This is a genomic window from Stenotrophomonas sp. YJH_SMC_4 (assembly GCF_059371575.1).
In genome coordinates this window covers 34793-56645 of sequence record NZ_JCAFUR010000010.1, presented here as the reverse complement: position 1 = coordinate 56645, position 21853 = coordinate 34793, and the positions used below count along the sequence as shown (strand labels likewise).

Sequence of the window (21853 nt, the reverse complement as noted above, 5' to 3'; positions counted from 1 at the left end):
TCGAGCAGGCAAGACAGAGGTTCCTACACTAGCGCCGGCGCCGTTCAGGGACAATCACCGCAGCCACCATCACCCGGCATGAAGACATGCCGCTACACTCGCCGGCAAACCCAGGAGAGTTCCGCCATGCCCTCGATCGCCCCACGTTTCCGTCCACGGCTGCTGGCCTGCGCCGCACTGCTGCTGTCCCTGTCGGCGCCTGCGCTGGCCCAGCGCGTGGTGGACGGTGACCTGCAGCAGCAGATGTCGCCGACCGAATTCAAGGCGGCCGGCCTGGACAAGCTGAGCGCGCAGGAACTGGCCACGCTCAACCGCTGGCTGCAGGGCAAGGTTGAAGCGGCGACGACCCAGGCTGTGGCAGCGGTACGCGAAGAAGCCCGCGAACAGGGCCGCCAGGAAGTGATCGTGAAGAACCGCGGGTTCTTCGATTTCGGCAGCAGCGAGCCGATCACCGGCGTGCTGCAGGGCGAGTTCCGTGGCTTCGGCAAGGGCCGCGTCTACGTGCTGGACAACGGCCAGGAATGGGAGCAGACCGACAGCACCAGCGTGGTCGGCGTGCGCAAGCAATCGCCCAAGGTCAGCATCAAGCCCGGCGTGATGGGCGTGTGGTACATGAAGGTGGAAGGCGTGAACAGCCAGCCCAAGGTGCGCCGCTCCAAGTAGTGGATCCACGCCACGCGTGGATGACATCCCACCGTACCCCGCCGGTCATCGTCCGGCGGGGTCGGTCGGGGGTTACGAGGCCTGGCGCAGTGCCGTCACCCGCTGCGCCAGCTTCTTCGCCGAAATGCCGGTACGTGCCCCCAGCTCCTGCGCGAACAGCGACACCCGCAGCTCTTCCAGGTCCCAGCGCAGTGCCTGCCATTGCGGGCGATCGCGCAGGCCCTGCTGCTCTGCCGTTTCCAGCGCTTCCAGGAACGGATGCAGTTCCAGCATGCGTGCCTGGTCACGTGGCGGATCACGCTTGGCGCGTTCGGTGCGCAGGATCATCGCCTTCAGGTAACGCGGATACTGCGCCAGCGCGTCGGCCGGCGTATCGCGCAGGAAACCGGGGTGGATCAGCCCGGACAGCTGCGCTTCCATGTCGTCCAGGTTGCCGCGCGCCCAACCCATCAACGGTGCTTCCAGCATCGGCTTCAGTTCCGCCACCAGCGCCAGGATGGTTTCGGCCAGTTTCAGCCGCGACATGGCCTCGCCGAACAGGGCCTTGGCCGCATGCTCACGGCGCTGTTCGAAGGCCGCCGCATCGCGGATGTCTTCCAGGCCCTCCGCCAACACCGCGTTCATTGCCGCATCCACCAGGTCACCACGCAGGCGCTCCTGCGACTCGATCGCCGCATACAACAGGCCGGTCTTGGCGCCCACCGGCAGCTGCTTGCGCGCCTGCTTGACCTTCTCGGCCAGGGCGATCTCCAGCAGCCGGCGCACGCCCAGCGGGTGAGCCTCCTGTGCCTGCTGCCGATCGGCGAAGATGCGCAGCGCCACGCTGTCACCCTCGTCCAGCAACGCCGGATAGGCCGGAACGCCGGCTTCACCGGGTACCTGCAGCGGTATCGGCATGGCCGGGAACGTGCGCAGGCCATCGGCCGCCATCTCGCGGCCAGCGCGTGCAGCGAAGGCATCGCCGGCACGACCGCCGAATTTCGCGCGCAGTGCGTCCAGATCACGCGAAGTGGCCAGCACCTTGCCCTGCTCGTCGCGCAGCCGCAGGTTCATGTGCAGATGCGGCTCGATCGAACCGGGCTCGAAATCGAGCGCGGTCACGGTGGCACCGGTTGCACGTGACAGGAAACGCGCCAGTTCGCCGGTGATGGCATCGGCGCTGGGCTGCGGAAACGCCTCGTAGAACGCGCGGCCGAAGTCCGGCGCCGGCACGTAATTGCGGCGCATTGCCTTGGGCAGGCTGCGGATCAGTGCCGAGGCCTTGTCGGCGACGAAGCCCGGCGCCAGCCAGCCCAGCTGCACCGGGTCCAATGCATTGAGCAGGTGCAGCGGCACGTCCAGGGTCACGCCGTCATCGTCGGCACCCGGCTCGAAGCGGTAGTGCAGCGGCAACCGCGCCTGGCCCAGCGCCAGGTATTTCGGGTAGCGCTCCTGCTCACTGCCCTCTCCGGGCAGCAAGTCTGCGAGCGACCAGTGCAGCGCCTTGCGCTGTTCCGGTGCCAGTCCCTTCCACCAGGTATCCATCCCCGCCGCCGAATGGATCTGCGGCGGTACCCGGTCCAGGTACCAGCGCGCCTGCCAGTCCTCGTCGGCAACAATGCCGGCGCGGCGCAGCTTGGCTTCCTCCTCGCGGGCGACCTCCAGCACTTTCTGGTTGTCGGCCACGAAACTGGCGCGGGTGTTGATCTCGCCGGTCACCAATGCCTGGCGCACGAAGATGTCATGTGCCTCGCCCGGCGAGATGCGGCCGTAATGCACCGGCTTCTTCGGCGCCAGCACCAGGCCGAACAGGCTGATCTGCTCGGACGCCAGCACCTGCCCCTGTGCGCGCGACCAGTGCGGATCGAAGTGCTTGCGCAGCAGCAGGTGCGGCAGCTCGGCAATCACCCAGTCCGGTTCGATCGCGGCCAGGGTCATGCCCCACACCTTCTGCGTATCCAGCAGGTTGGCCACCAGCAGCCACGGCGGCGGCCGCTTGGACAGCGCCGAACCCGGGAACGGCAGGAAGCGACGCTGGCGCGGCGCCTGGAAATCGCCCTTTTCGGTGCGGTGGCCGATCTGCGTCGGCAGGCCCGCCACCAGCGCGCGGTGCAGGGTCTGGTAGGCGGCGGCGCGCATGCGTTCGCTGAAGCCGCCGCCGGCGGGCGCCTGTTCCTTCTGCGCGCGCACGGCCACCGGCGCCGGTGCGGTCTCCGCCTTGCCTTCGCGGGCCAAGCGCGCGGCGCGGTGCAGCTGGCCCCGGGTGGCTTTCACCGCCGCCGCGTCATCACGCGCCGGCGCCGGCGCACTGCTGCCGGCCAGCAACGGCGCCATCGACGCCTCGCTGGCCTCTTCCTTCCAGCCCAGTTCCTCGCACAGCAGCCGCAGCTGGCGATGCAGCTCGCGCCACTCGCGCATGCGCAGGAAGCCGAGGAAATGACGTCCGCACCAGTCGCGCAGCTTGGACTGCGTCAGGTCTTCATGGGCCTGCCGGTAGGCATCCCACAGGCGCAGCACGCCGACGAACTCGGAGCGGCCATCGGCAAACTGCGCGTGCGCGCTGTCGGCCGCACCACGCGCTTCGGGTGGGCGTTCGCGCGGGTCCTGGATGCCCAGGAACGAGGCGATCACCAGCATCGGCCGCAGGCAGCCGGCAGCCTGCGCGGCGACCAGCATGCGTGCCAGCTTCACGTCCACCGGCAGGCGTGCCATCTGCTTGCCGATGGTGGTCATGCGCCGCTCGGCGTCGATCGCGCCCAGTTCGGTCAGCTGCTGCCAGCCATCGGCTACCGCGCGCTCGTCCGGCGCTTCCAGGAACGGGAAATCCTCGATGCGGCCCAGGCCCAGCTGCAGCATGCGCAGGATCACCCCGGCCAGGCTGGAGCGGCGGATTTCCGGATCGGTGAATTCGGGCCGCGCCTGGAAATCGGCTTCGGCGTACAGGCGGTAGCAGATACCTTCGGCGATACGGCCGCAGCGGCCCTTGCGCTGGTTGGCGCTGGCCTGCGAGATCGGCTCGATGTGCAAGCGGTCCAGCTTGTTGCGCGGACTGTAGCGCTTGACGCGGGCGAAGCCCGGATCGACCACGTAACGGATGCGCGGCACCGTCAGCGAGGTTTCCGCCACGTTGGTGGCCAGCACGATGCGCCGGTTCGGCCCGGGGTTGAACACCCGGTCCTGGTCCTGGTTGGACAGGCGCGCGTACAGCGGCAGCACCTCGGTATTACGGTACTTGCGCCGTTCCAGCGACTGGTGCGCATCGCGGATCTCGCGCTCGCCCGGCAGGAAGATCAGCACGTCGCCGCGCGCATCCAGGCGGGTGATCTCGTCGATGGCCGACACGATGGCGTCGTTGACGGTGCGTTCGCCCTGGTCTTCGCCCTCGCCTTCCAGCGCGCGGTAGCGCACTTCCACCGGATAGGTCCGGCCTTCGACGCTGATCACCGGCGCATTGTCGAAATGCTGGGCGAAGCGCTCGGTGTCGATGGTGGCCGAAGTGACGATCAGCTTCAGGTCCGGGCGCTTGCGCAGCAGCTGCTTCAGGTAGCCCAGCAGGAAATCGATGTTGAGGCTGCGTTCGTGCGCCTCGTCGACGATGATCGTGTCGTAGTTCGACAGCCAGCGGTCACTGGCGATCTCCGCCAGCAGGATGCCGTCGGTCATGAACTTGATGCGGCTGTCTTCGCTGACCTTGTCATTGAAGCGCACCTGGTAGCCGACCAGCTGGCCCAGTTCACTCTGCAGTTCCTGTGCCACGCGGCTGGCCACCGCACGTGCGGCAATCCGTCGCGGCTGGGTGCAGCCGATCATGCCGGCCTGGCCACGGCCGGCGGCCAAGCACAGTTTCGGCAGCTGGGTGGTCTTGCCCGAGCCGGTTTCACCGGCGATCACCACCACCTGATGTTCGCGGATCAGCCCGATGATGGCGTCGGCTTCACGCGCAATCGGCAGCTGCGGGTCCAGAGTAATGGACGGCTGCTGTTGCGCCCGCACCTGCCGGCGCTGCACCGACGCCTGCAAGGCCTGCTCGAAGGTGGCGGCCAGTGCCGCATCCTGTGGCTTGGCCTGGCAACGCGAGAGCATCCCCAGCAAACGGCCCCGGTCGCGGCTCATGGCGCCGTCGATGGCGGCACGCTGTTGGCGCAGGCGGGGCGATGGATTTTTATCGATAGAGTTCATCAATCGGTTCGTTCAAAACTTTGAAAGCGACCAGTCATCACGACCGGTTTATTGTGAAGGCCAACGATTCCACAAGGAGGAACCCCATGGCGAAGACCAAGAGCACGACCAAGGCCAAGACCGGCAAGCAGAAGCTTGCTGCGGCGGCACCGTCGGCACCGAACATCGATATCGGGATCACCCAGGGCGACCGCAAGAAGATCGCCGACGGTCTGTCGCGCTTCCAGGCCGATGCGTTCACGCTCTACCTGAAGACGCACAACTTCCATTGGAACGTGACCGGGTCGATGTTCAACTCGCTGCACACCATGTTCGAGACGCAGTACACCGAGCAGTGGGCGGCACTGGACGACGTGGCCGAGCGCATCCGCGCGCTGGGCTTCAATGCCCCGGGCTCCTACCGGGAATTCGCTGCGCTGACCTCGATCGCCGAGGAACCGGGCCTGACCGACAGTGCGGACTGGCGTGAAATGGTACGCCAGTTGGTGGTCGCCAACGAAGCGGTCTGCCGTACGGCACGTGAAGTGCTGGAGGTGGCGGCCAAGGGGGACGACGCCCCGACCGAGGATCTGATGACCCAGCGGCTGCAGACACACGAGAAGTACGCCTGGATGCTGCGTTCCCTGCTCCAGTAAGAGTTGGGGGGCTCGGCAGGGCTGCGCCCTGCACCCGCCGAGGCCTTAAATCAAAGGCCAGAGCCAGAGCAGAAGCTGGTTTCCTGAGGGTTGGCGGGGTGGATCCGGTGGCAGGGGACGCCGTAAACCCGTCCTTGGGGGCTTGGCCGCGGCATCCATGCCGCGGACACCCCTGCCACCGGCCCCACCCCGCCTTCGACAGTTTTCCGCGATCTGCCAGCAAAGCCATTGGGGTCGGATCCGTTTTCCGCAGGAAAACGGATCCGACCCCATTTTGTTTGTCGATATCTGACAGATTTCATCCACGCATGGCGTGGATGGATCCACCGTCACCGGGAAACTGTCGGGGGTGGGGCTGTGTGGGCTTGCAGGACCGTTGGCGCCATGGATGGCGCCATCGAGCCCCCACGGACCGGTTTACGGCGTGTCCTGCAAGCCCACACCGCCCCGCCCAGCCAGAAGACACCCCAGAGCCGGCTGTTGCCTTTGACGTTGCTCTGGCTTGTAGCAGGTGCAGGGCGCAGCCCTCCCGACTCCCCCGCCGGGGTAAACTAGCCGGATGGCTTCCCGTCCCGCGCACGACCTGCTCCAACGCGTCTTTGGTTACGACGATTTCCGTGGTCCGCAGCAGGACATCGTGGAGCATGTGGCTGCCGGTCATGATGCCCTGGTACTGATGCCCACCGGCGGTGGCAAGTCGCTGTGCTACCAGGTCCCGGCCCTGCTGCGTGACGGATGTGGCATCGTCATCTCGCCGCTGATCGCGCTGATGCAGGACCAGGTCGAAGCCCTGCGCCAGCTCGGCGTGCGTGCCGAGTACCTGAATTCAACCCTGGATGCCGAGACCGCCGGCCGCGTCGAGCGCGAACTGCTCGCGGGTGAGCTGGACATGCTCTATGTCGCTCCCGAGCGGCTGCTGACCGGCCGCTTCCTGTCGCTGTTGTCGCGCAGCCAGATCGCCCTGTTCGCCATCGACGAAGCCCACTGCGTGTCGCAGTGGGGCCACGACTTCCGCCCGGAATACCGCCAGCTGACCGTACTGCACGAGCGCTGGCCGCAGATTCCGCGGATCGCGCTCACCGCCACCGCCGACCCGCCGACCCAGCGCGAGATCGCCGAGCGCCTGGATCTGCAGGAAGCACGCCACTTCGTCAGCTCCTTCGACCGCCCCAACATCCGCTACACCGTGGTGCAGAAGGACAACGCGCGCAAGCAGCTGACCGATTTCCTGCGCGGCCACCGTGGCGAGGCCGGCATCGTCTACTGCATGTCGCGGCGCAAGGTCGAGGAGACCGCTGAATTCCTCTGCGGCCAGGGCTTCAACGCCCTGCCCTACCACGCCGGCCTGCCGCCGGAAGTGCGCGCGAACAACCAGCGCCGCTTCCTGCGCGAGGACGGCATCGTCATGTGCGCCACCATCGCCTTCGGCATGGGCATCGACAAGCCGGACGTGCGCTTTGTCGCGCATACCGACCTGCCCAAGTCGATGGAAGGCTACTACCAGGAAACCGGCCGCGCTGGTCGTGATGGCGAAGCTGCCGAGGCCTGGCTGTGCTACGGCCTGGGCGACGTAGTACTGCTCAAGCAGATGATCGAACAATCCGAGGCCGGCGAAGAACGCAAGCAGCTGGAGCGGGGCAAGCTCGATCACCTGCTGGGCTACTGCGAATCCATGCAGTGCCGCCGCCAGGTGCTGCTGGCCGGTTTCGGCGAGACCTATCCCCAGCCGTGCGGCAACTGCGACAACTGCCTGACGCCACCGGCCTCGTGGGACGCGACCATTCCGGCGCAGAAGGCACTGAGCTGTGTCTACCGCACTGGCCAGCGCTTCGGCGTCGGCCACCTGATCGACGTCCTGCGTGGCAGCGAGAACGAGAAGGTGAAGCAGCAGGGCCACGACAAGCTCAGCACCTACGCCATCGGCCGCGATCTGGATGCGCGCAGCTGGCGCAGTGTGTTCCGCCAGCTGGTCGCCGCCAGCCTGCTGGAAGTGGACAGCGAGGGCCACGGTGGCCTGCGCCTGACCGATGCCAGCCGTGACGTGCTGACCGGCCGCCGCCAGATCAGCATGCGCCGCGACCCGGCCAGCAGCACCAGCGGACGCGAGCGCAGTGCGCAGCGCACCGGGTTGTCGGTACTGCCGCAGGACCTGGCACTGTTCAACGCCCTGCGCGGCCTGCGTGCCGAACTGGCGCGCGAACAGAACGTGCCTGCCTTCGTGATCTTCCACGACAGCACCCTGCGCAACATCGCCGAGCAGCGCCCGACCAGCCTGGATGAACTGGCCCGGGTCGGCGGCATCGGCGGCACCAAGCTGAGCCGCTACGGCCCGCGCCTGGTCGAGATCGTGCGCGAAGAAGGGTAACGCCCGGCTCCCTGTAGCACCGAGCCCACGCTCGGCTGCCGTGGCCGCAGAGGCAGCCGAGCGCGGGTTCGGCTCTACATTGGTGCAGGTCCAACCTTGAACCGGCCATTCAGCCGGAAGTGCATCCACGGCCGCTTGCGGCTAGATTAGCGCCATGTCCCTCGCCTCGACCCTGCTTCGTGTCGTGCTCATGCTCAGCCTGCTGCTCAACGGGCTGAACGCGGCCATGGCCAGCGGTCACGAGGAAATGGGCCGGATGGCCCACGCGGCAGCCGCCCTTGAAGGCGGTGATGCCGACTGCCACCACCACGCCGCCATGCACGCCGATCAGGCCCCGCAGGCCAAGGCCCCCGCCCACGACGCCAACTGCCAGATCAAGGACTGCGTGCGCAGCTGCGCCCAGCACCCGCTGCTGGTGGTGCAGGCGTTGCCGTTCATGGCCGGCCCGGCGTTGTCGCTGGCACCACAGCCGATGCCGGCCACCGGCCGCCCGTCGCCGCCGCTGCCGCCGATCTCACGCCCTCCCATCGGCTGATTCCACACGCACTGTGCGCCCTGCGCACCGGAGCCGGCGGCCTGCCGGCGTCTTTCCGTGTCTGGAGTCTCCACCATGAATACCCGCAATCCCCCCGGTCCGGGCGCTGTGCCCATGCCGTCGCGCCGCCTGTTCGTGCAGGGCCTGGCCGCCGGTGGCGTGGTCGCCGGCATCGCCGCTGTCGGCGTGCCGCAGCGCGCGCTCGCCGCCGCCACTGCCGCCCCACGGCTGGCCGGTGCCCCCGCCGTGCTCAGCGATACCCGCATCGAACTGGCCATCGGCGAATCGCTGGCCAATTTCACCGGCCGCACCCGCCCGGCGATCACCGTCAACGGCTCGTTGCCGGCCCCGATCCTGCGCTGGCGCGAAGGCCAGACCGTGGACCTGTTCGTGCGCAACACGCTGGAACGCCACCCGACCTCCATCCACTGGCACGGCATCCTGCTGCCGGCCAACATGGACGGCGTGCCGGGCCTGAGCTTCAACGGCATCGGCCCCGGCGAGACCTACCACTACCACTTCCAGCTGAAGCAGTCGGGCACCTACTGGTACCACAGCCACTCGATGTTCCAGGAACAGGCCGGCCTGTACGGCGCGCTGATCATCGACCCGGCCGAACCGGCGCCGTACCACCACGACCGCGAGCACGTGATCATGCTGTCCGACTGGACCGACATGGATCCGGGCGCGCTGTTCCGGCGCATGAAGAAGCTGGCCGAGCACGACAACTACTACAAGCGCACCCTGCCCGACTTCCTGCGCGACGCGAAACGCGACGGTTGGTCCGCGGCGCTGTCCGACCGTGGCATGTGGGGCCGGATGCGGATGACGCCCACCGATATCTCCGATATCAACGCGCATACCTACACCTACCTGATGAACGGCACCGCCCCGGCCGGCAACTGGACCGGCCTGTTCCGCAGTGGCGAAAAGGTGCTGCTGCGCTTCATCAACGGCGGGTCGATGACCTACTTCGACGTGCGCATCCCCGGTTTGAAGATGACCGTGGTGGCCGCTGACGGCCAGTACATCCACCCGGTCAGCATCGACGAATTCCGCATCGCTCCCGCCGAAACCTACGACGTGCTGGTCGAACCCACCGGCCAGGATGCGTTCACCATTTTCTGCCAGGACATGGGTCGCACCGGCTACGCCGCCGGCACGCTGGCGGTACGCCACGGACTGCAGGCACCGATTCCCGCGCGCGACCCACGCCCGTTGCTGACGATGAGCGACATGGGGCACGACATGGGCAGTGGTGGTCATGGTGGCCACGACATGGCCGCGATGAAGGGCACGGAAGGTAGCTGCGGCGCCAGCATGGGCCACGGTGCGCACGGCGGCGGCGGCGGTACCGCCAGCAAGGTACCGAAGCATCCGGCCAGCGAGCGCAACAACCCGCTGATGGACATGCAGAGTTCGGCCACCGAGCCGAAGCTGGACGACCCTGGCATCGGCCTGCGCGACAACGGCCGCCAGGTGCTGACCTACGGCGCGATGCGCAGCCTGTTCGAAGACCCGGATGGCCGCGAGCCGAGCCGCGAGATCGAGCTGCACCTAACCGGCCACATGGAGAAATTCTCGTGGTCGTTCGATGGCGTCCCGTTCGCCAGCGCCGAGCCGCTGCGGCTGAACTACGGCGAGCGCATGCGCATCGTGCTGGTCAACGACACCATGATGCAGCACCCGATCCACCTGCACGGCGTGTGGAGCGATCTGGAAAACGCGCAAGGTGAGTTCCAGGTCCGCAAGCACACCATCGACATGCCGCCGGGCACCCGCCGCAGCTATCGCGTGCGCGCCGATGCACTCGGCCGCTGGGCCTACCACTGCCATCTGCTGTACCACATGGAAGCGGGCATGATGCGCGAAGTGAGGATCGAAGAATGAGCCGCTCACTGCTTTCCCCCAGCCTGCTGGCCCTGGGCCTCGCCGCCGCGTTGCCGGTGTTCGCGCAGTCGCACGCCGGCCATGACATGGGCGCGATGAACGTGCCTGCGAAGAGCGCGAAGACCCCGGCCGAACCGGTCGATCATTCAAAGATGGATCATTCGGAGATGGACATGGGTGCGGCGGATCAGGCCGGCATGGACCACCCCACGATGGACCACTCGAAGATGGACCATGGCTCGATGCAGCCAGCGGCGATGGACCATTCGCAGATGGACCACGGGGCGATGGGCCACGGCACGCCTGCACCCACCGAACCGCGCGAACCGATCCCGGTCCCGACCGATGCCGACCGCGCCGCCGCCTTCCCGCCGATCGCGCACGGTGCGATGGAACACGCGCCGGAGATCAACAGCCTGCTGCTGATCGACCGGCTTGAGCATTGGGATGGCAAGAGCAGCAACGGCCAGGCATGGGAGGCCACCGGCTGGGTCGGCGGCAACATCAACCGCCTGTGGCTGCGCACCGATGGCGAACGCAGCCGCGGCCGCACCGAATCGTCGTCACTGGAAGCACTGTATGGTCGCAGCGTGTCGCCGTGGTGGGACGTGCTGGTCGGCGTGCGCCAGGACTTCCGCCCGTCCGACTCGCGCACATGGGCGGCCATCGGCATCCAGGGTCTGGCGCCGTACAAGTTCGAAAGCTCGGCCACGCTGTACATGGGCTCCGGCGGCCAGGTGCTGGCCAAGGCCGAGGTCGAGTACGACGTGCTGTTGACCAACCGATTGATCCTGCAGCCGCTGCTGGAAGCTACCGTTGCGGCCAAGGACGAGCAGGAGTACGGCATCGGCCGTGGCCTGAACAAGGTAGAGGCCGGCCTGCGCCTGCGCTACGAGTTCAGCCGTCGCTTCGCGCCGTACATCAGCATCAGCCACGAACGTACGTTTGGCGACACCGCCGACTATGCCGGTGACCACGCGCGCGACACGCGTTGGGTGGCGGGCGTGCGCATGTGGTTCTGAGCAGCGGTTCGTGAGCAATGGCCAGCCCCAGCAGCCGCCGGGGCCGGCTACACTGCGCCACGCTCCATTGCAGGCACCGCCATGTCGTTGCAGATCCGCCGCGCCACCCTTGCCGATGTCGACGCGCTGTCGGCCATCGCAATTGCCACCTACAACGAAACCTGGGGCGATTCCTATCCGCCGCAGGAGCTGCACGATTTCCTGCAGGCGCACTACAGCAGCGAACCGCAGCGCATCGAACTGTCCGACCCACGCAGCGCGATCTGGCTGCTGATGGAAGGTGATGCCGTGGTCGGCTATCTGGCCGCCGGTGCCAACACCTTGCCGCACACGGATGCACGCGAGGGCGACATCGAACTGAAGCGGTTCTACATCCTGGCTGCACACCAGAACGGCGGCCACGGCGCGCGCCTGATGGATGCGTTCATGACCTGGCTGGACCAGCCGCAGCGCCGCACCCTGTGGGTGGGCGTGTGGGAAGAGAATTTCGGCGCGCAGCGCTTCTACGCGCGCTATGGCTGCAGCAAGGTTGGCGAGTACGACTTCATCGTGGGCGATACCCACGACCGCGAGTTCATCCTGCGTCGGCCGTGATCACGCGCCCCATGTAGAGTCAAGCTTGCTCGACTGTTAGCGCCAAACGTCGAGCATGGCTCGACGCTACAAACTAGAAATCGAACAACTCCGACAGGAAGCTGTCCTTCTTCTTTTTCTTGTAGCCGTGTCCCCGGTTGTCCTCGTAGCGCTGGCCGAGGTGGCGGGTATCACGGTGCGTCACCGGTGGCGGCGCGGACGCCGGCTGAGCCTGCACGGGCGCTGGCGGAGGTACTGCAGCACCGGCGCCTGCACGTTCGATGATCTTGTCCAGCTCGCCACGATCCAGCCACACACCGCGGCAACTCGGGCAGTAATCAATCTCGATGCCATGGCGTTCGGCCATCTGCAGCGTCTGGGTCTTGCACACGGGGCACAGCATCGGCATTGCTCCTGTCGGTCTGGTTTCGACTGTACCTGCACCGCGATGACTGTGCGGCAACGCGTGACCGATGGCACAGGGACTTCCGGCGCGTGTCCACATGCATACCGCGTGGCACGCTGCGTCCTTGTTCCGCAGGGAATGCGTACATGACCGTGTTGTCCCGCCTGCCCACCACCGCACGCCTGTTGCTGGTGCTGCTGGGCGTCGGCCTTGGCCTGAACCTGCGCGATATCGCCACGGCCATCGGCACACCGATTCCCGCACTGCCCATCCCCTATGGCGGCAGCTTGTTGGACAACGCGCTGGCGGTACTGGTGGCACTGCTGCTGGCCGCGCTGCTGCGGCACCGTGGCATGAGCCTGCTGGCCAGCCTCGGGCTGCGCACAAACGGCTGGAACGGTCCAATGTGGGTGTTGCTGGCCAGCCTGCCCTGCTGGCTCGGCTTGGCGCTGCTCGGCACGCCGAACACCGCGCTGACCGTCTTGGATGCCACGATGCTGGCGGTGCTGTTCCCGCTGGCCGAGGAAGTGCTCTTCCGCGGCCTGGGCTTCGTGCTGCTGGTGAAGATCGTGCGCGGCCCCTGGCCATGGCTTGCACTGCCGCAGGCGCTGTTGTTCGGCATGGTGCACTGGCTCGGCTTCGGCGGGTTCGACGGCGGCGGCATCGCGCTGTTCGTCGGCGCGGTGATCGCCGTGGGCGGCTTCATCTTCGCCTGGCTCGACCACCTTGACGGCAACACGCTCTGGTGCGGCCTGGTCCTGCATGTTTCGATGAACCTGGCCTGGAATGTGTTCAGCCTCGATGACGCCCTCGCATTGGGCTGGCAGGCCACCAGCCTGCGCATCGGCACCGCCCTGCTCGCGGTCGCGGTGCTGGCCTGGCACGTGCGGCTTCGGCGCCAAAGAAGCCTGTAACGCCCGCTTAGCTTGCCGTGCACGTCGGGATCACTACCGGCTTGCGCATACTTGCGCGCCTTTTCACCGTTGCTGTCCGGAGTTGTCGCGTCATGTTGCTGTCCAAGCGCCACGTTGAACCCCGCGTCCTGCTTATCGAGGACGCCGAGGAAACCCGCGAACTGAGCCGGCTGGCGCTGGAAAGCCAAGCGTGCCACGTAGTGGGCGTGAGCTCTGCCGAAGCGGCGCTGGGCCTGCTGGCCGCCGGTGAGCGTTTCGACCTGCTGTTCACCGACGTGAATCTGGGCGCGATCAGTGGCATTGAAGCCGCCAACCGGGTCCGCGGCCTGTATCCCCAGCTGCCGATCCTGGTGACGTCGGGCATGGACCAGCACCAGGTGCTGCCGCAGCTGCGCGACGGCATCCATTTCCTGCCCAAGCCGTACAACATGAGCGAGCTGCTCGATGCCATCCGGCTGTGCTTCCGGCACGCCGATGTGGGCGTGTTGACCGGGCCGGATGCAGAGGCGGCCTGAGGCATTCATCAACCGCTGCTGTACGGTCCGGTACCCGGGAACACCTTCAGCAGTGCGCGGGTGATCATGTCCGGGTAGACGGTGAAGTGATCCTCGTCATCGATCACCATGTTCTCCACCTTCAACGATCGCCCGCTGCTGCGCAGCTGCTCGGCGAATTCGGCGTTGTGGCGCAGCATGTCGTTGCGGGTGAAGTAACGCGGTTCGGGCTTGACCGTTTCAAAGCTGCCCACCGACAGCACCACCGTGGTCGACTGCGCCGGCGCCTTGGCTTCGGCCTGCATGCGCGGCACCCGATGGTCGTCGAACCACAGCGATGGGCTGGACAGGATGTCGGTGCGGAACATGTCCGGGCGCGTGGTCAGCACATAGGCGCCGAACAGGCCACCATAGGAATGACCCGCATAGGCACGCCGCGCCGGATCGGTGCGGTAGCGCGCATCGATCATCGGCAGTACCTGCCCAGCGAGGAAATCGCGGTAGTGCGCCGCGCCGCCGTAGCTGACGTCATCGCTGTAATCACGCGGATCGGTACGCGCCGGGTCGCTGGGCGTGTAATCGCGCGAGCGGCTCTGCTTGGAGGTCAGGCCTTCCTGCGGCGGCAGCCCGACCAGGATGAAATCCTCGATGTTGACGCCCCTCTGCCCGACCATGTTGCGCACGCTGCGCACCAGCGGGAAGCTGTACAGCGCATCGGTCACGTACAGCACCGGGTAGTGCTTTTCCGGATGCGCCGCATAGTCGGCCGGCAGCGCCACCCAGACCGGATAGTCGCGGCCGACCGGGTCGTGCACGCGCAGCGCTTCGGTGTCCGGCAGCACCACACCCGGCGTGGCAGTCGGCGCACTGTCCTTCGCTTCACTCTGCATTGCGGGCGGCGCCACCGACATCGCACAGCCACTCATGGCCAGGCAGGCCGCCACACTCCATCCACGCACACGCTGCATCCACACGCTCCCGTTGCGGGCGGCGCACCCGATGGCGCCGCTGCCGCATCGTTGCATGGTGTACAGGCGGGTACCAGTGCGGTCAGGGCGAGGCCGGCGGCGGCGCCGGGAACAGCGTGCGCAGCGCCTGCAACGCGGCCGGATGATAGATGGTGGCGTGGGTTTCCTCCGGCAGCGGCAGGTACTTCACCAGCGGCGACGGCGACGCCTGCTGCAGCAGCGTGGCCAACTGTGCGGCAGAGGCCGCCAGCTCCGGCTGACCACTGCTGGCCAGGAACACGCGCGGCTGCGCACGCGTCACCGCCGGCAGCTGTCTGGCCGCCCCGGCCAGCATTGCACCACGGTTCCACCACAGGCTGGGGTCCAGCGCGATATAGCTGTTGAACAGCGTAGGCTCCTGCAGCAGCGTCTCGACCACGAACAGGCCGGCCAGCGACTCGCCGATCAGCGCGCGCTCCTCGGTGGTCGGGTAACGCTGACGCACCTGCGGCATCAGTTCATCGCGCAGGAAGGTACGGTAGGCCGCCGAGCCGCCGATGCGCGGCGCGATCTTCTGGTCCTGAGGGTCCTTGCTGGGGCCGGTCATGTCGCGGCGGCGCTCGGTGTTCTCGATGCCAACCAGCAGGAACGGACGCATGCTGCCGTTGCCGCTGAGCACCTGCACCAGCCCGGCCACATGCAGGAAGTCTTCGCCGATGCCGCCGTCGGGCATGTAGAGCACCGGTAGCGGTGCCTTCGGGTCCAGCCCCCACGGCTGCGGGCGATAGACGTTGATACGACGGGTCTCGCCCAGCGCCTTCGACTCGATGGTGAAGGTCTCGCCGATGACCAGCGGCGTGGCGGCGGCGGGCGACGCGGATTCGGCGGCCATCAGCGGCGCGGCGGAGACGACGGACAACAACAGCGACAGCATGATCAGACGCATGGGACGGCCCATCCTGGAAAAGATGCCGAGCATAGACCGCCGGAGGCACTGTCGTTCGCGGCACTTTGCCGATCTGCCGGAACTGGAGCACCATGGAGCCGGTGATGGCCATGCAACGGGCACCTTGGCTCAAAGACTGGTCGCCGCCACGCTCATATCCACAAGGAGGTTCCCATGTTGAGTGTATTGATCGCCACCACCCTTGCCGCCGCCTCACCGCAGTCCAGCAGCACTCCGCCAGCATCCGCAGCGTATGCGGACTGCCTGCTCGCCCACCTCCAACCGGGATTGTCCGACCACGCGATCCCGCTGCTGCAGCAGGCCTGCGTCGCGAAGCATCCGGAGAGCTACGTCGCATATTCAGAACTGGAACGCCGGATCAGCGCGCAGCGCCGGGCTGACTTTGACGCGGCTCAAGCGGAAGCCGTGCGTTCCGCGAATGCGGCAGCGACGGCCGCACAGCAAGCTGCCGACGCGGCGGCCGCAAAAGCCAAGGGAGTGCGGGCGAAGTAGAGGCCACGGACCAGGGCAACAAAAAAGGCACCGCATTACGGTGCCTTTCTGAATGACATGGGTCATTGGATGCAATGGTGGGCCGTGAAGGATTCGAACCTTCGACCAAAAGATTAAAAGTCTTCTGCTCTACCGACTGAGCTAACGGCCCATTGCACTGCCCCAGCCTTTCGGCGGGGTGGGCATTCTACCCTACTTTACCGGGCCGAGTGAAACCCTGGTGCGTCGAGGTTGCCGGCCAGCGGCCGGCACTACCCGATCTGGTGAGCCCGCTTAAACCTTATGGGCCTCACGCGCATCCCAGCTGTGATTCCTGCCCGGAGCCACGGATGCGCCTGCCCTTCTGCCTCATTGCCGCCCTGTTGCTGCCCTGTACGGCACTGGCCGCCCCATCCCAGGTCGTCACCGACGACATCGGCCGCTTCTGGGCCACCTATGACGCTGTGCGCGCCGAGCCCGACGTTGAACGCCAGGTCGCACTGGTGCAGGAGCGCTACATCGATCCAGGCAGCCCCGGCCTGCATGCGCTGATGCAGGTCCGTAACTACACCGCCCGCGAATACGCCGAGGCCATGCGTGCGTGGCCGCGCTTCTGGACGTCGGTACGCCCATTGACCGCCAACGCGCAGCAGGCCAGCGCCACACTGGAACGGGACCTGGCCGCCTTCCGCACGCTCTACCCCGCCCTGCGCCCGGCCACCATCACCTATGCCGTGGGCGTGCTGCGTACTGGCGGGACCACGCTGGGTGACAAGGTACTGATCGGTGCGGAGATGGCGCTGGGCGATGAGCGCGTGGACGTGAGCGAGTTGCCGGCGAAAATGCGCGATCGCCTGCGGATCTTCTATGACAGCCGTCCGGGGGCGAACAACGCGCAGAACAACCTGCACGAGTACGTGCATACCCAGCAGCGCGAGACTACCGGCAGCCTGGCGCAGTACGCGGTGCGCGAAGGCGTGGCGGAGTATGTGGCCGAACGGCTGAGCGGGCGTCGGCCGGCGTTGCCGCTGTACAGCTACGGGCCCGCGCACGAAGCGGAAATCCGCACGCGTTTCGTCGCTGAAATGGACGGCGGGGATCTGGACAACTGGCTGTACAACAGCGCCCGTAATCCGTTCGGGGTGGGTGATGTGGGGTACTACGCCGGCTACCGCATCGCGCAGGAGTACATGCGCCAGCAAGCCGACGAGAAAGCCGGTGTCGCGCGGATGATCGAGCTGGACTATGCCGATCCGAAGGCGGTGCGGATGTTTATTGAAGCGTCGGGGTGGCTGCGGCAGCGGTAGCGCCGGGCCATGCCTGGCGGGACAGGGAGTGCGAACCAACGGTTCGCACCCACCAGAGTCAGACCTACCCGGCGGGTCGGGGAGTGCGAACCAAGGTTCGCACCCACCGAGGAGCAGTTCGCACCCACCATCTGGGAATTCACACCCATCAGGGAAGCCGGCCAGCGGCCGGCACTACCAGAGGCGATCAGGCGTACAGCGTCGGGTCCGGCACGCCGGCTTCGGCGAAGCCCTGCGCGCGCAGGCGGCAGGCATCACAGTGGCCGCAGGCGGCGCCGTTGGCGTCGGCGTTGTAGCAGGACACGGTCAGGCCGAAGTCCACGCCCAGGCGCACGCCTTCGCTGACGATCTGGCCCTTGCTGAGGAACTGCAGCGGCGCGTGTACCTTGATGCCCGCACCTTCCACGCCTGACTTGGTGGCCAGGTTGGCCAGCGCCTGGAACGCGGCCACGAACTCGGGGCGGCAGTCCGGATAGCCGGAATAATCCACGGCGTTGACGCCGCAGAAGATGTCGTTGGCACCGAGCACTTCGGCCCAGCCGAGGGCCAGCGACAGCATGATGGTGTTGCGCGCCGGTACGTAGGTGACCGGAATGCCGGCACCGCCGGCCTCGGGCACGTCGATGTCGTCGGTCAGTGCCGAGCCGCCGATGCTGCGCAGGTCCACGTCCACGATCTTGTGCGCGACCACGCCCTGGGCCTTGGCCACGCGGGCGGCAGCATCCAGTTCGGAGGTATGGCGCTGGCCGTAGCGCACGCTCAGGGCATGCACGGCGAAGCCCTGTTCCTGGGCCATGGCGATGACGGCGGCTGAATCCATGCCGCCGGAGAGAAGCACGACTGCCTTCTTCATGGGTAAAACATCCGGTTGGGAGGGGAAAGCCAGCACGCTGTCCCGCGCCGGAGCTACATCAGGGAACGCCGCGCGGGCTCATCGGCCCGGCTCGTCGTTCCACAGGATTTTATGCAACTGCATCTGGAAGCGCACCGGCAGGCGGTCTTCGACGATCCAGTCGGCCAGCTGCCGCGCGGTGATCTCGCCCTTGCTGGGCGAGAAGAACACGGTGCAGCGCTTCACCAGCTCGTGCTCGGCGACCAGAGCCTTGGCCCAGTCGTAGTCCCCGCGGCTGCAGATGACGAACTTGATCTGGTCGCGTGCGGTCAGCAGCGGCAGGTTTTCCCAGCGGTTGCGCGCCGCTTCGGCCGACCCCGGGGTCTTGATGTCGACCACGCGCGATACACGCGGGTCCACCGCGCTGACGTCCAGCGCGCCGGAGGTTTCCAGCGAGACGTCCATGCCGGCGTCGCACAGCTTCTGCAGCAGCACCAGGCAGCGTTTCTGCGCCAGCGGCTCGCCGCCGGTCACGCAGACGTGGCGCACGCCCTGGGCCAGCACCTCGGCCACGATGTCGTCGATGTCCCTCCAGGTGCCGCCATGGAAGGCATAGGCCGTATCGCAGTACTGGCAGCGCAGCGGGCAGCCGGTCAGGCGCACGAACACGGTCGGCCAGCCGGCGGTATCGGCTTCGCCCTGCAGCGAGGTGAAGATCTCGGTGATCTTCAGGCGCGGCAGCGGCGACTGCACGATGTCGCTGGGGGTGGCGACGGCGTTGGACGGGGTAACGGCGGTCATGGCAAACAATTCTTCATGGGACAGGCGACCGATTTATCGGCGCCGGAAACGAAAGCAGCCGAGCATGGGCTCGGCTCTACAGGAGGCTGCCGGAAATCAGCCCGGCGCCAGGGTACGCATTGTACGCCCGGTCAGCGGATCAACGGATCTGCTTGCCGAGGCGGATGGACTGCAGCCGATCCTGGGCGGTGCGCGCGGCGTCCGAGCCCGGGTACTGCGCCACGACGCTCTCCAGCGTCTGCTGGGCCTGGTCGACCTTGCCCTCGCCATACTGCGAGAGGCCAACCTTGAGCAGGCCGCCAGCGGCCTTGTCGTGGGTCGGATAGCGCGCGAGCAGTTCACGGAACTGGGTCTCGGCCATCGGGAAATTGCGGGTGGCGTAGTAGCTCTCGCCCAACCAGTACAGCGCGTTCGGCGCGTAGACGCCGTTCGGGTACAGCTGCAGGAAGCTCAGGAACAGCTGCGCCGAATCATCGTACTTGCCGGCCTTCAGCGAATCGAAGGCGACGTTGTAGGAGGTGCGCTCGTCGCCAGTGGCGGCAAGGCTGCCGGCATCACCATGGACGGAAGGCGGCCGCTCGGAAGTGGCCGCCGCTGCGGGTTTTGCCGGGGCCGGTGCGGCCTTCGGCGCGCTCGCCGGAACGGGCGGCAGGGCCGGGGCGGCATTGCCCCCTTCCAACCGGTTCAGGCGGCTGTCCAGATCCAGGTACTGGTCCTGGGCGGACTGCTTGAGCTGGGCGTTGTCGTGCTGCAACTGCTCGATCGAGGCCTGCAGGCTGGTGACCTGCTGCCGCAGCTGGTTGATCTGGTTCAACAGGTCCTGGTTGGCACTGTTGTTGTACATCTGCTGCTCGAGCGCGCCGACACGGTCAGCCAGGCTCTGTCGCTGTGCATGCGCCGGTGCGGCAGCCACGAGGGCTGCCGCAACGACCAGCATCAGTTTGATGCCAATGCGCATGGATTACTGCGCGGTGTAGACGATTTCGACGCGACGGTTCTGCGACCAGCAGGACTCGTTCGACTCGGTGCAGACCGGACGCTCTTCACCGTAGGAAACGACGGTCAGCTGCGAAGCCGAGCCACCGTTGGCCTGCAGGGCCGAGTTGACGCCGTTGCCACGACGCTCACCCAGGGCCTGGTTGTACGCGCGCGAACCGCGCTCGTCGGTGTGGCCCTGCAGGGTGATGCGCGAGGACGGACGGTCACGCAGGTACTTGGCGTGGCACGCCATGATGGCCTGGAATTCCGGCTTCACGTCTTCCTTGTCCAGGTCGAAGTAGACAACGCGCTGGCGCAGGCAAGCGTCGGTATCCAGGTCGCCCGGGCCGTACAGGCCCGAGGTCGACGGACCGGTCGGGGTGGTGGTCGAGGTGCCGGTGTCGACCGGGGCTGCCGGCTCTTCCTTCACCTTCTTCGAGCAACCGGCCAGGACGGCCACAGACAGCAGGGAAACAAGCAGAACGCGGGTGGACTTGTTCATGGCGATACCTTTGTGGCTCCTAGGCCGATGAGGGGTTCAAGACAACGAAAATATTAACACTCTTTTAGCGCTGGGTACGGTATGGGGACCATGCCGGCTCGCGCACATCACCATCGGCCAGGACCAGGCGCTGGCGAACCCGCGCATCGGCCGAGACGGCATACAACACACCACGGCCACCTTCGCGGGCGGCGTACAACACCATGCTCGCGTTGGGCGCAAAGCTCGGCGATTCATCCAGCGAGCCCGGGGACAGCGTGCTCCAGCGCGGCGAACCCAGCGAGCTGTCCATCACCGCGATCTTGTAGCTGTTGCCCGAGCCCTGGGCGACGGCGATCTTCTTGCCGTCGTAGGACACCGAGGGCTTGGCATTGTAGTTGCCCTGGAAGGTCACGCGCTCGGCGCTGCCGCCGCCCGCGCCGACCTTGTAGACCTGCGGACGGCCGCCGCGGTCGGAGGTGAAGTACACCGCGCTGCCGTCCGGCGCCCAGGTCGGCTCGGTATCGATGGCGAAGTGGTTGGTCAGCTGGGTCAGCTGCTTGCTGCCCAGGTCCATCACGTAGATTTCCGGGTTGCCCGAACGCGACAGGGTCAGGGCCAGCTTGCGGCCGTCCGGCGAGAACGCCGGGGCGCTGTTGATGCCGCGGAAGCTGGTGACGAGCTCACGCGCGCCGGTACCGATGTTCTGGATGTAGATGGCCGAATTGCCACGCTCGAAGCTGACGTAGGCCAGCTTGCTGCCATCCGGGCTCCACGACGGCGACAGCAGCGGCTCGGCCGAACGCACGATGGTCTGCGGATTGAAGCCATCGGAGTCGGCCACCATCAGCGCGTAGCGCATGGCGTCGCCCTTGCCGCTGGCGGTCACGTAGGCGATGCGGGTCCAGAAGGCGCCGCGCACACCGGTGATCTTTTCGTAGATGGCGTCGGCCATCTGGTGGGCAACATCGCGCATGGCGTTGCCACGGGCGGTCATCGCCAGGCCCAGCAGGCGCTCGCCCTTGGGTACGTCGAACAGTTCGTACTCGACGCGGTAGGCGCCGGCACCGGCGTCGAGCACGCGGCCGACCACGATGTAGTTCTGCTTCAGCGCGCGCCAGGTGGCGAACTGGATGTCGCCGCCGCGCACCGGCTTCTCGACGATCTGCGCTTCGGGCAGCGTACGGAACTGGCCCGAGCGCTCCAGGTCGGCACGGACCACGCCGGCGACGTCGGTCTGCGGTGCAGCCGACGACCCCTGGTAAGGCATCGGCACGATGGTGATCGGCAGCGCGGAAGCATTGCCGCCGATGATGTCGATATCCAGCCCCTTCTGCTGCGCGACGGCAGCAAAGGGCAGCAACAGGGCCGCAAACACGGCAAGCCAGCGAGGCATCTTTTTCATGGAGCGCTC

20 protein-coding genes and 1 tRNA gene are annotated in these 21853 nt (G+C 66.8%); 11 read left to right on the top strand and 10 right to left on the bottom strand.

All coding sequences use genetic code 11. The features are described from left to right. The first annotated feature begins 126 nt into the window (after positions 1–126). Positions 127–663, top strand: coding sequence for a hypothetical protein (locus tag AC5P9F_RS14775; protein WP_005410728.1), 537 nt, complete (start codon positions 127–129; stop codon positions 661–663). 72 nt (positions 664–735) lie between these two features. On the opposite strand, the gene hrpA is transcribed toward AC5P9F_RS14775, so the two are convergent. Further along, positions 736–4821 carry an ATP-dependent RNA helicase HrpA gene (hrpA, locus tag AC5P9F_RS14770; RefSeq protein WP_495231990.1) on the bottom strand — a complete coding sequence of 1362 codons (4086 nt, stop codon included), beginning with the start codon at positions 4819–4821 and terminating at the stop codon, positions 736–738. Between the two features lie 86 nt (positions 4822–4907). On the opposite strand from hrpA, the gene AC5P9F_RS14765 reads away from it, so the two are divergent. From AC5P9F_RS14765 to AC5P9F_RS14740, 6 genes are all read left to right on the top strand, one after another. Then, entirely contained in the window at positions 4908–5456 is a 549-nt protein-coding gene (locus AC5P9F_RS14765; protein WP_005410730.1) for a Dps family protein, read from the top strand. 559 nt (positions 5457–6015) lie between these two features. Further along, a complete protein-coding gene (gene recQ / locus AC5P9F_RS14760; protein WP_012481057.1) occupies positions 6016–7821 on the top strand; it encodes a DNA helicase RecQ in 1806 nt (601 codons plus the stop codon). 154 nt (positions 7822–7975) lie between these two features. Further along, complete coding sequence (locus tag AC5P9F_RS14755; protein WP_414491602.1) at positions 7976–8356, top strand: CopL family metal-binding regulatory protein; 381 nt, start codon at positions 7976–7978, stop codon at positions 8354–8356. 75 nt (positions 8357–8431) lie between these two features. Beyond that, the gene (locus tag AC5P9F_RS14750; protein ID WP_414491601.1) at positions 8432–10246 is read left to right on the top strand and encodes a copper resistance system multicopper oxidase; all 1815 of its coding nucleotides are present in this window, start codon (positions 8432–8434) and stop codon (positions 10244–10246) included. Further along, on the top strand, positions 10243–11268 hold the full coding sequence (locus AC5P9F_RS14745) for a copper resistance protein B (protein ID WP_495221915.1): 1026 nt from the start codon (positions 10243–10245) through the stop codon (positions 11266–11268). Before AC5P9F_RS14750 ends, AC5P9F_RS14745 begins: the two co-directional genes overlap by 4 nt. Before the next feature lie 81 nt (positions 11269–11349). Next, entirely contained in the window at positions 11350–11862 is a 513-nt protein-coding gene (locus tag AC5P9F_RS14740; RefSeq protein WP_012481061.1) for a GNAT family N-acetyltransferase, read from the top strand. A gap of 73 nt (positions 11863–11935) precedes the next feature. Here AC5P9F_RS14740 and AC5P9F_RS14735 read toward each other — a convergent pair whose 3' ends face one another. Further along, positions 11936–12244: a TFIIB-type zinc ribbon-containing protein gene (locus AC5P9F_RS14735; protein WP_044570743.1), complete on the bottom strand. Its 309-nt coding sequence runs from the start codon at positions 12242–12244 to the stop codon at positions 11936–11938. 149 nt (positions 12245–12393) lie between these two features. On the opposite strand from AC5P9F_RS14735, the gene AC5P9F_RS14730 reads away from it, so the two are divergent. Further along, positions 12394–13161, top strand: a complete 768-nt coding sequence (locus AC5P9F_RS14730; protein ID WP_495221916.1) for a CPBP family glutamic-type intramembrane protease — start codon at positions 12394–12396, stop codon at positions 13159–13161. Positions 13162–13253: 92 nt separating this feature from the next. Then, the gene (locus AC5P9F_RS14725; protein WP_005410740.1) at positions 13254–13676 is read left to right on the top strand and encodes a response regulator; all 423 of its coding nucleotides are present in this window, start codon (positions 13254–13256) and stop codon (positions 13674–13676) included. Positions 13677–13684: 8 nt separating this feature from the next. Here AC5P9F_RS14725 and AC5P9F_RS14720 read toward each other — a convergent pair whose 3' ends face one another. Further along, entirely contained in the window at positions 13685–14623 is a 939-nt protein-coding gene (locus AC5P9F_RS14720; RefSeq protein ID WP_308310276.1) for an alpha/beta hydrolase, read from the bottom strand. An 82-nt stretch (positions 14624–14705) separates the two neighbouring features. Then, a complete protein-coding gene (locus tag AC5P9F_RS14715) occupies positions 14706–15548 on the bottom strand; it encodes an alpha/beta hydrolase (RefSeq protein ID WP_024958173.1) in 843 nt (280 codons plus the stop codon). A gap of 174 nt (positions 15549–15722) precedes the next feature. Here AC5P9F_RS14715 and AC5P9F_RS14710 point away from each other — a divergent pair, with 174 nt between their 5' ends. Next, the gene (locus tag AC5P9F_RS14710) at positions 15723–16061 is read left to right on the top strand and encodes a hypothetical protein (RefSeq protein ID WP_043035103.1); all 339 of its coding nucleotides are present in this window, start codon (positions 15723–15725) and stop codon (positions 16059–16061) included. Between the two features lie 75 nt (positions 16062–16136). Here AC5P9F_RS14710 and AC5P9F_RS14705 read toward each other — a convergent pair. Next, positions 16137–16212: transfer RNA gene (locus tag AC5P9F_RS14705), tRNA-Lys, on the bottom strand. A 178-nt stretch (positions 16213–16390) separates the two neighbouring features. Here AC5P9F_RS14705 and AC5P9F_RS14700 point away from each other — a divergent pair. Then, entirely contained in the window at positions 16391–17347 is a 957-nt protein-coding gene (locus tag AC5P9F_RS14700; protein ID WP_099484107.1) for a DUF2268 domain-containing putative Zn-dependent protease, read from the top strand. A gap of 187 nt (positions 17348–17534) precedes the next feature. Here the strand turns inward: AC5P9F_RS14700 and queC are convergent, their stop codons facing one another. The 5 genes from queC to tolB form a co-directional block, all read right to left on the bottom strand. Then, complete coding sequence (queC, locus tag AC5P9F_RS14695) at positions 17535–18200, bottom strand: 7-cyano-7-deazaguanine synthase QueC (protein ID WP_012481067.1); 666 nt, start codon at positions 18198–18200, stop codon at positions 17535–17537. Between the two features lie 78 nt (positions 18201–18278). After that, positions 18279–18980: a 7-carboxy-7-deazaguanine synthase QueE gene (queE, locus tag AC5P9F_RS14690; protein ID WP_099524742.1), complete on the bottom strand. Its 702-nt coding sequence runs from the start codon at positions 18978–18980 to the stop codon at positions 18279–18281. 139 nt (positions 18981–19119) lie between these two features. Next, positions 19120–19938 (bottom strand): tol-pal system protein YbgF, encoded by an 819-nt coding sequence (gene ybgF / locus AC5P9F_RS14685; RefSeq protein WP_005414274.1) that lies wholly within the window; start codon positions 19936–19938, stop codon positions 19120–19122. Between the two features lie 3 nt (positions 19939–19941). Then, positions 19942–20460, bottom strand: a complete 519-nt coding sequence (pal, locus tag AC5P9F_RS14680) for a peptidoglycan-associated lipoprotein Pal (protein ID WP_005410748.1) — start codon at positions 20458–20460, stop codon at positions 19942–19944. A gap of 64 nt (positions 20461–20524) precedes the next feature. Continuing rightward, on the bottom strand, positions 20525–21844 hold the full coding sequence (gene tolB, locus AC5P9F_RS14675) for a Tol-Pal system beta propeller repeat protein TolB (protein ID WP_005410749.1): 1320 nt from the start codon (positions 21842–21844) through the stop codon (positions 20525–20527). Positions 21845–21853: the final 9 nt, after the last annotated feature.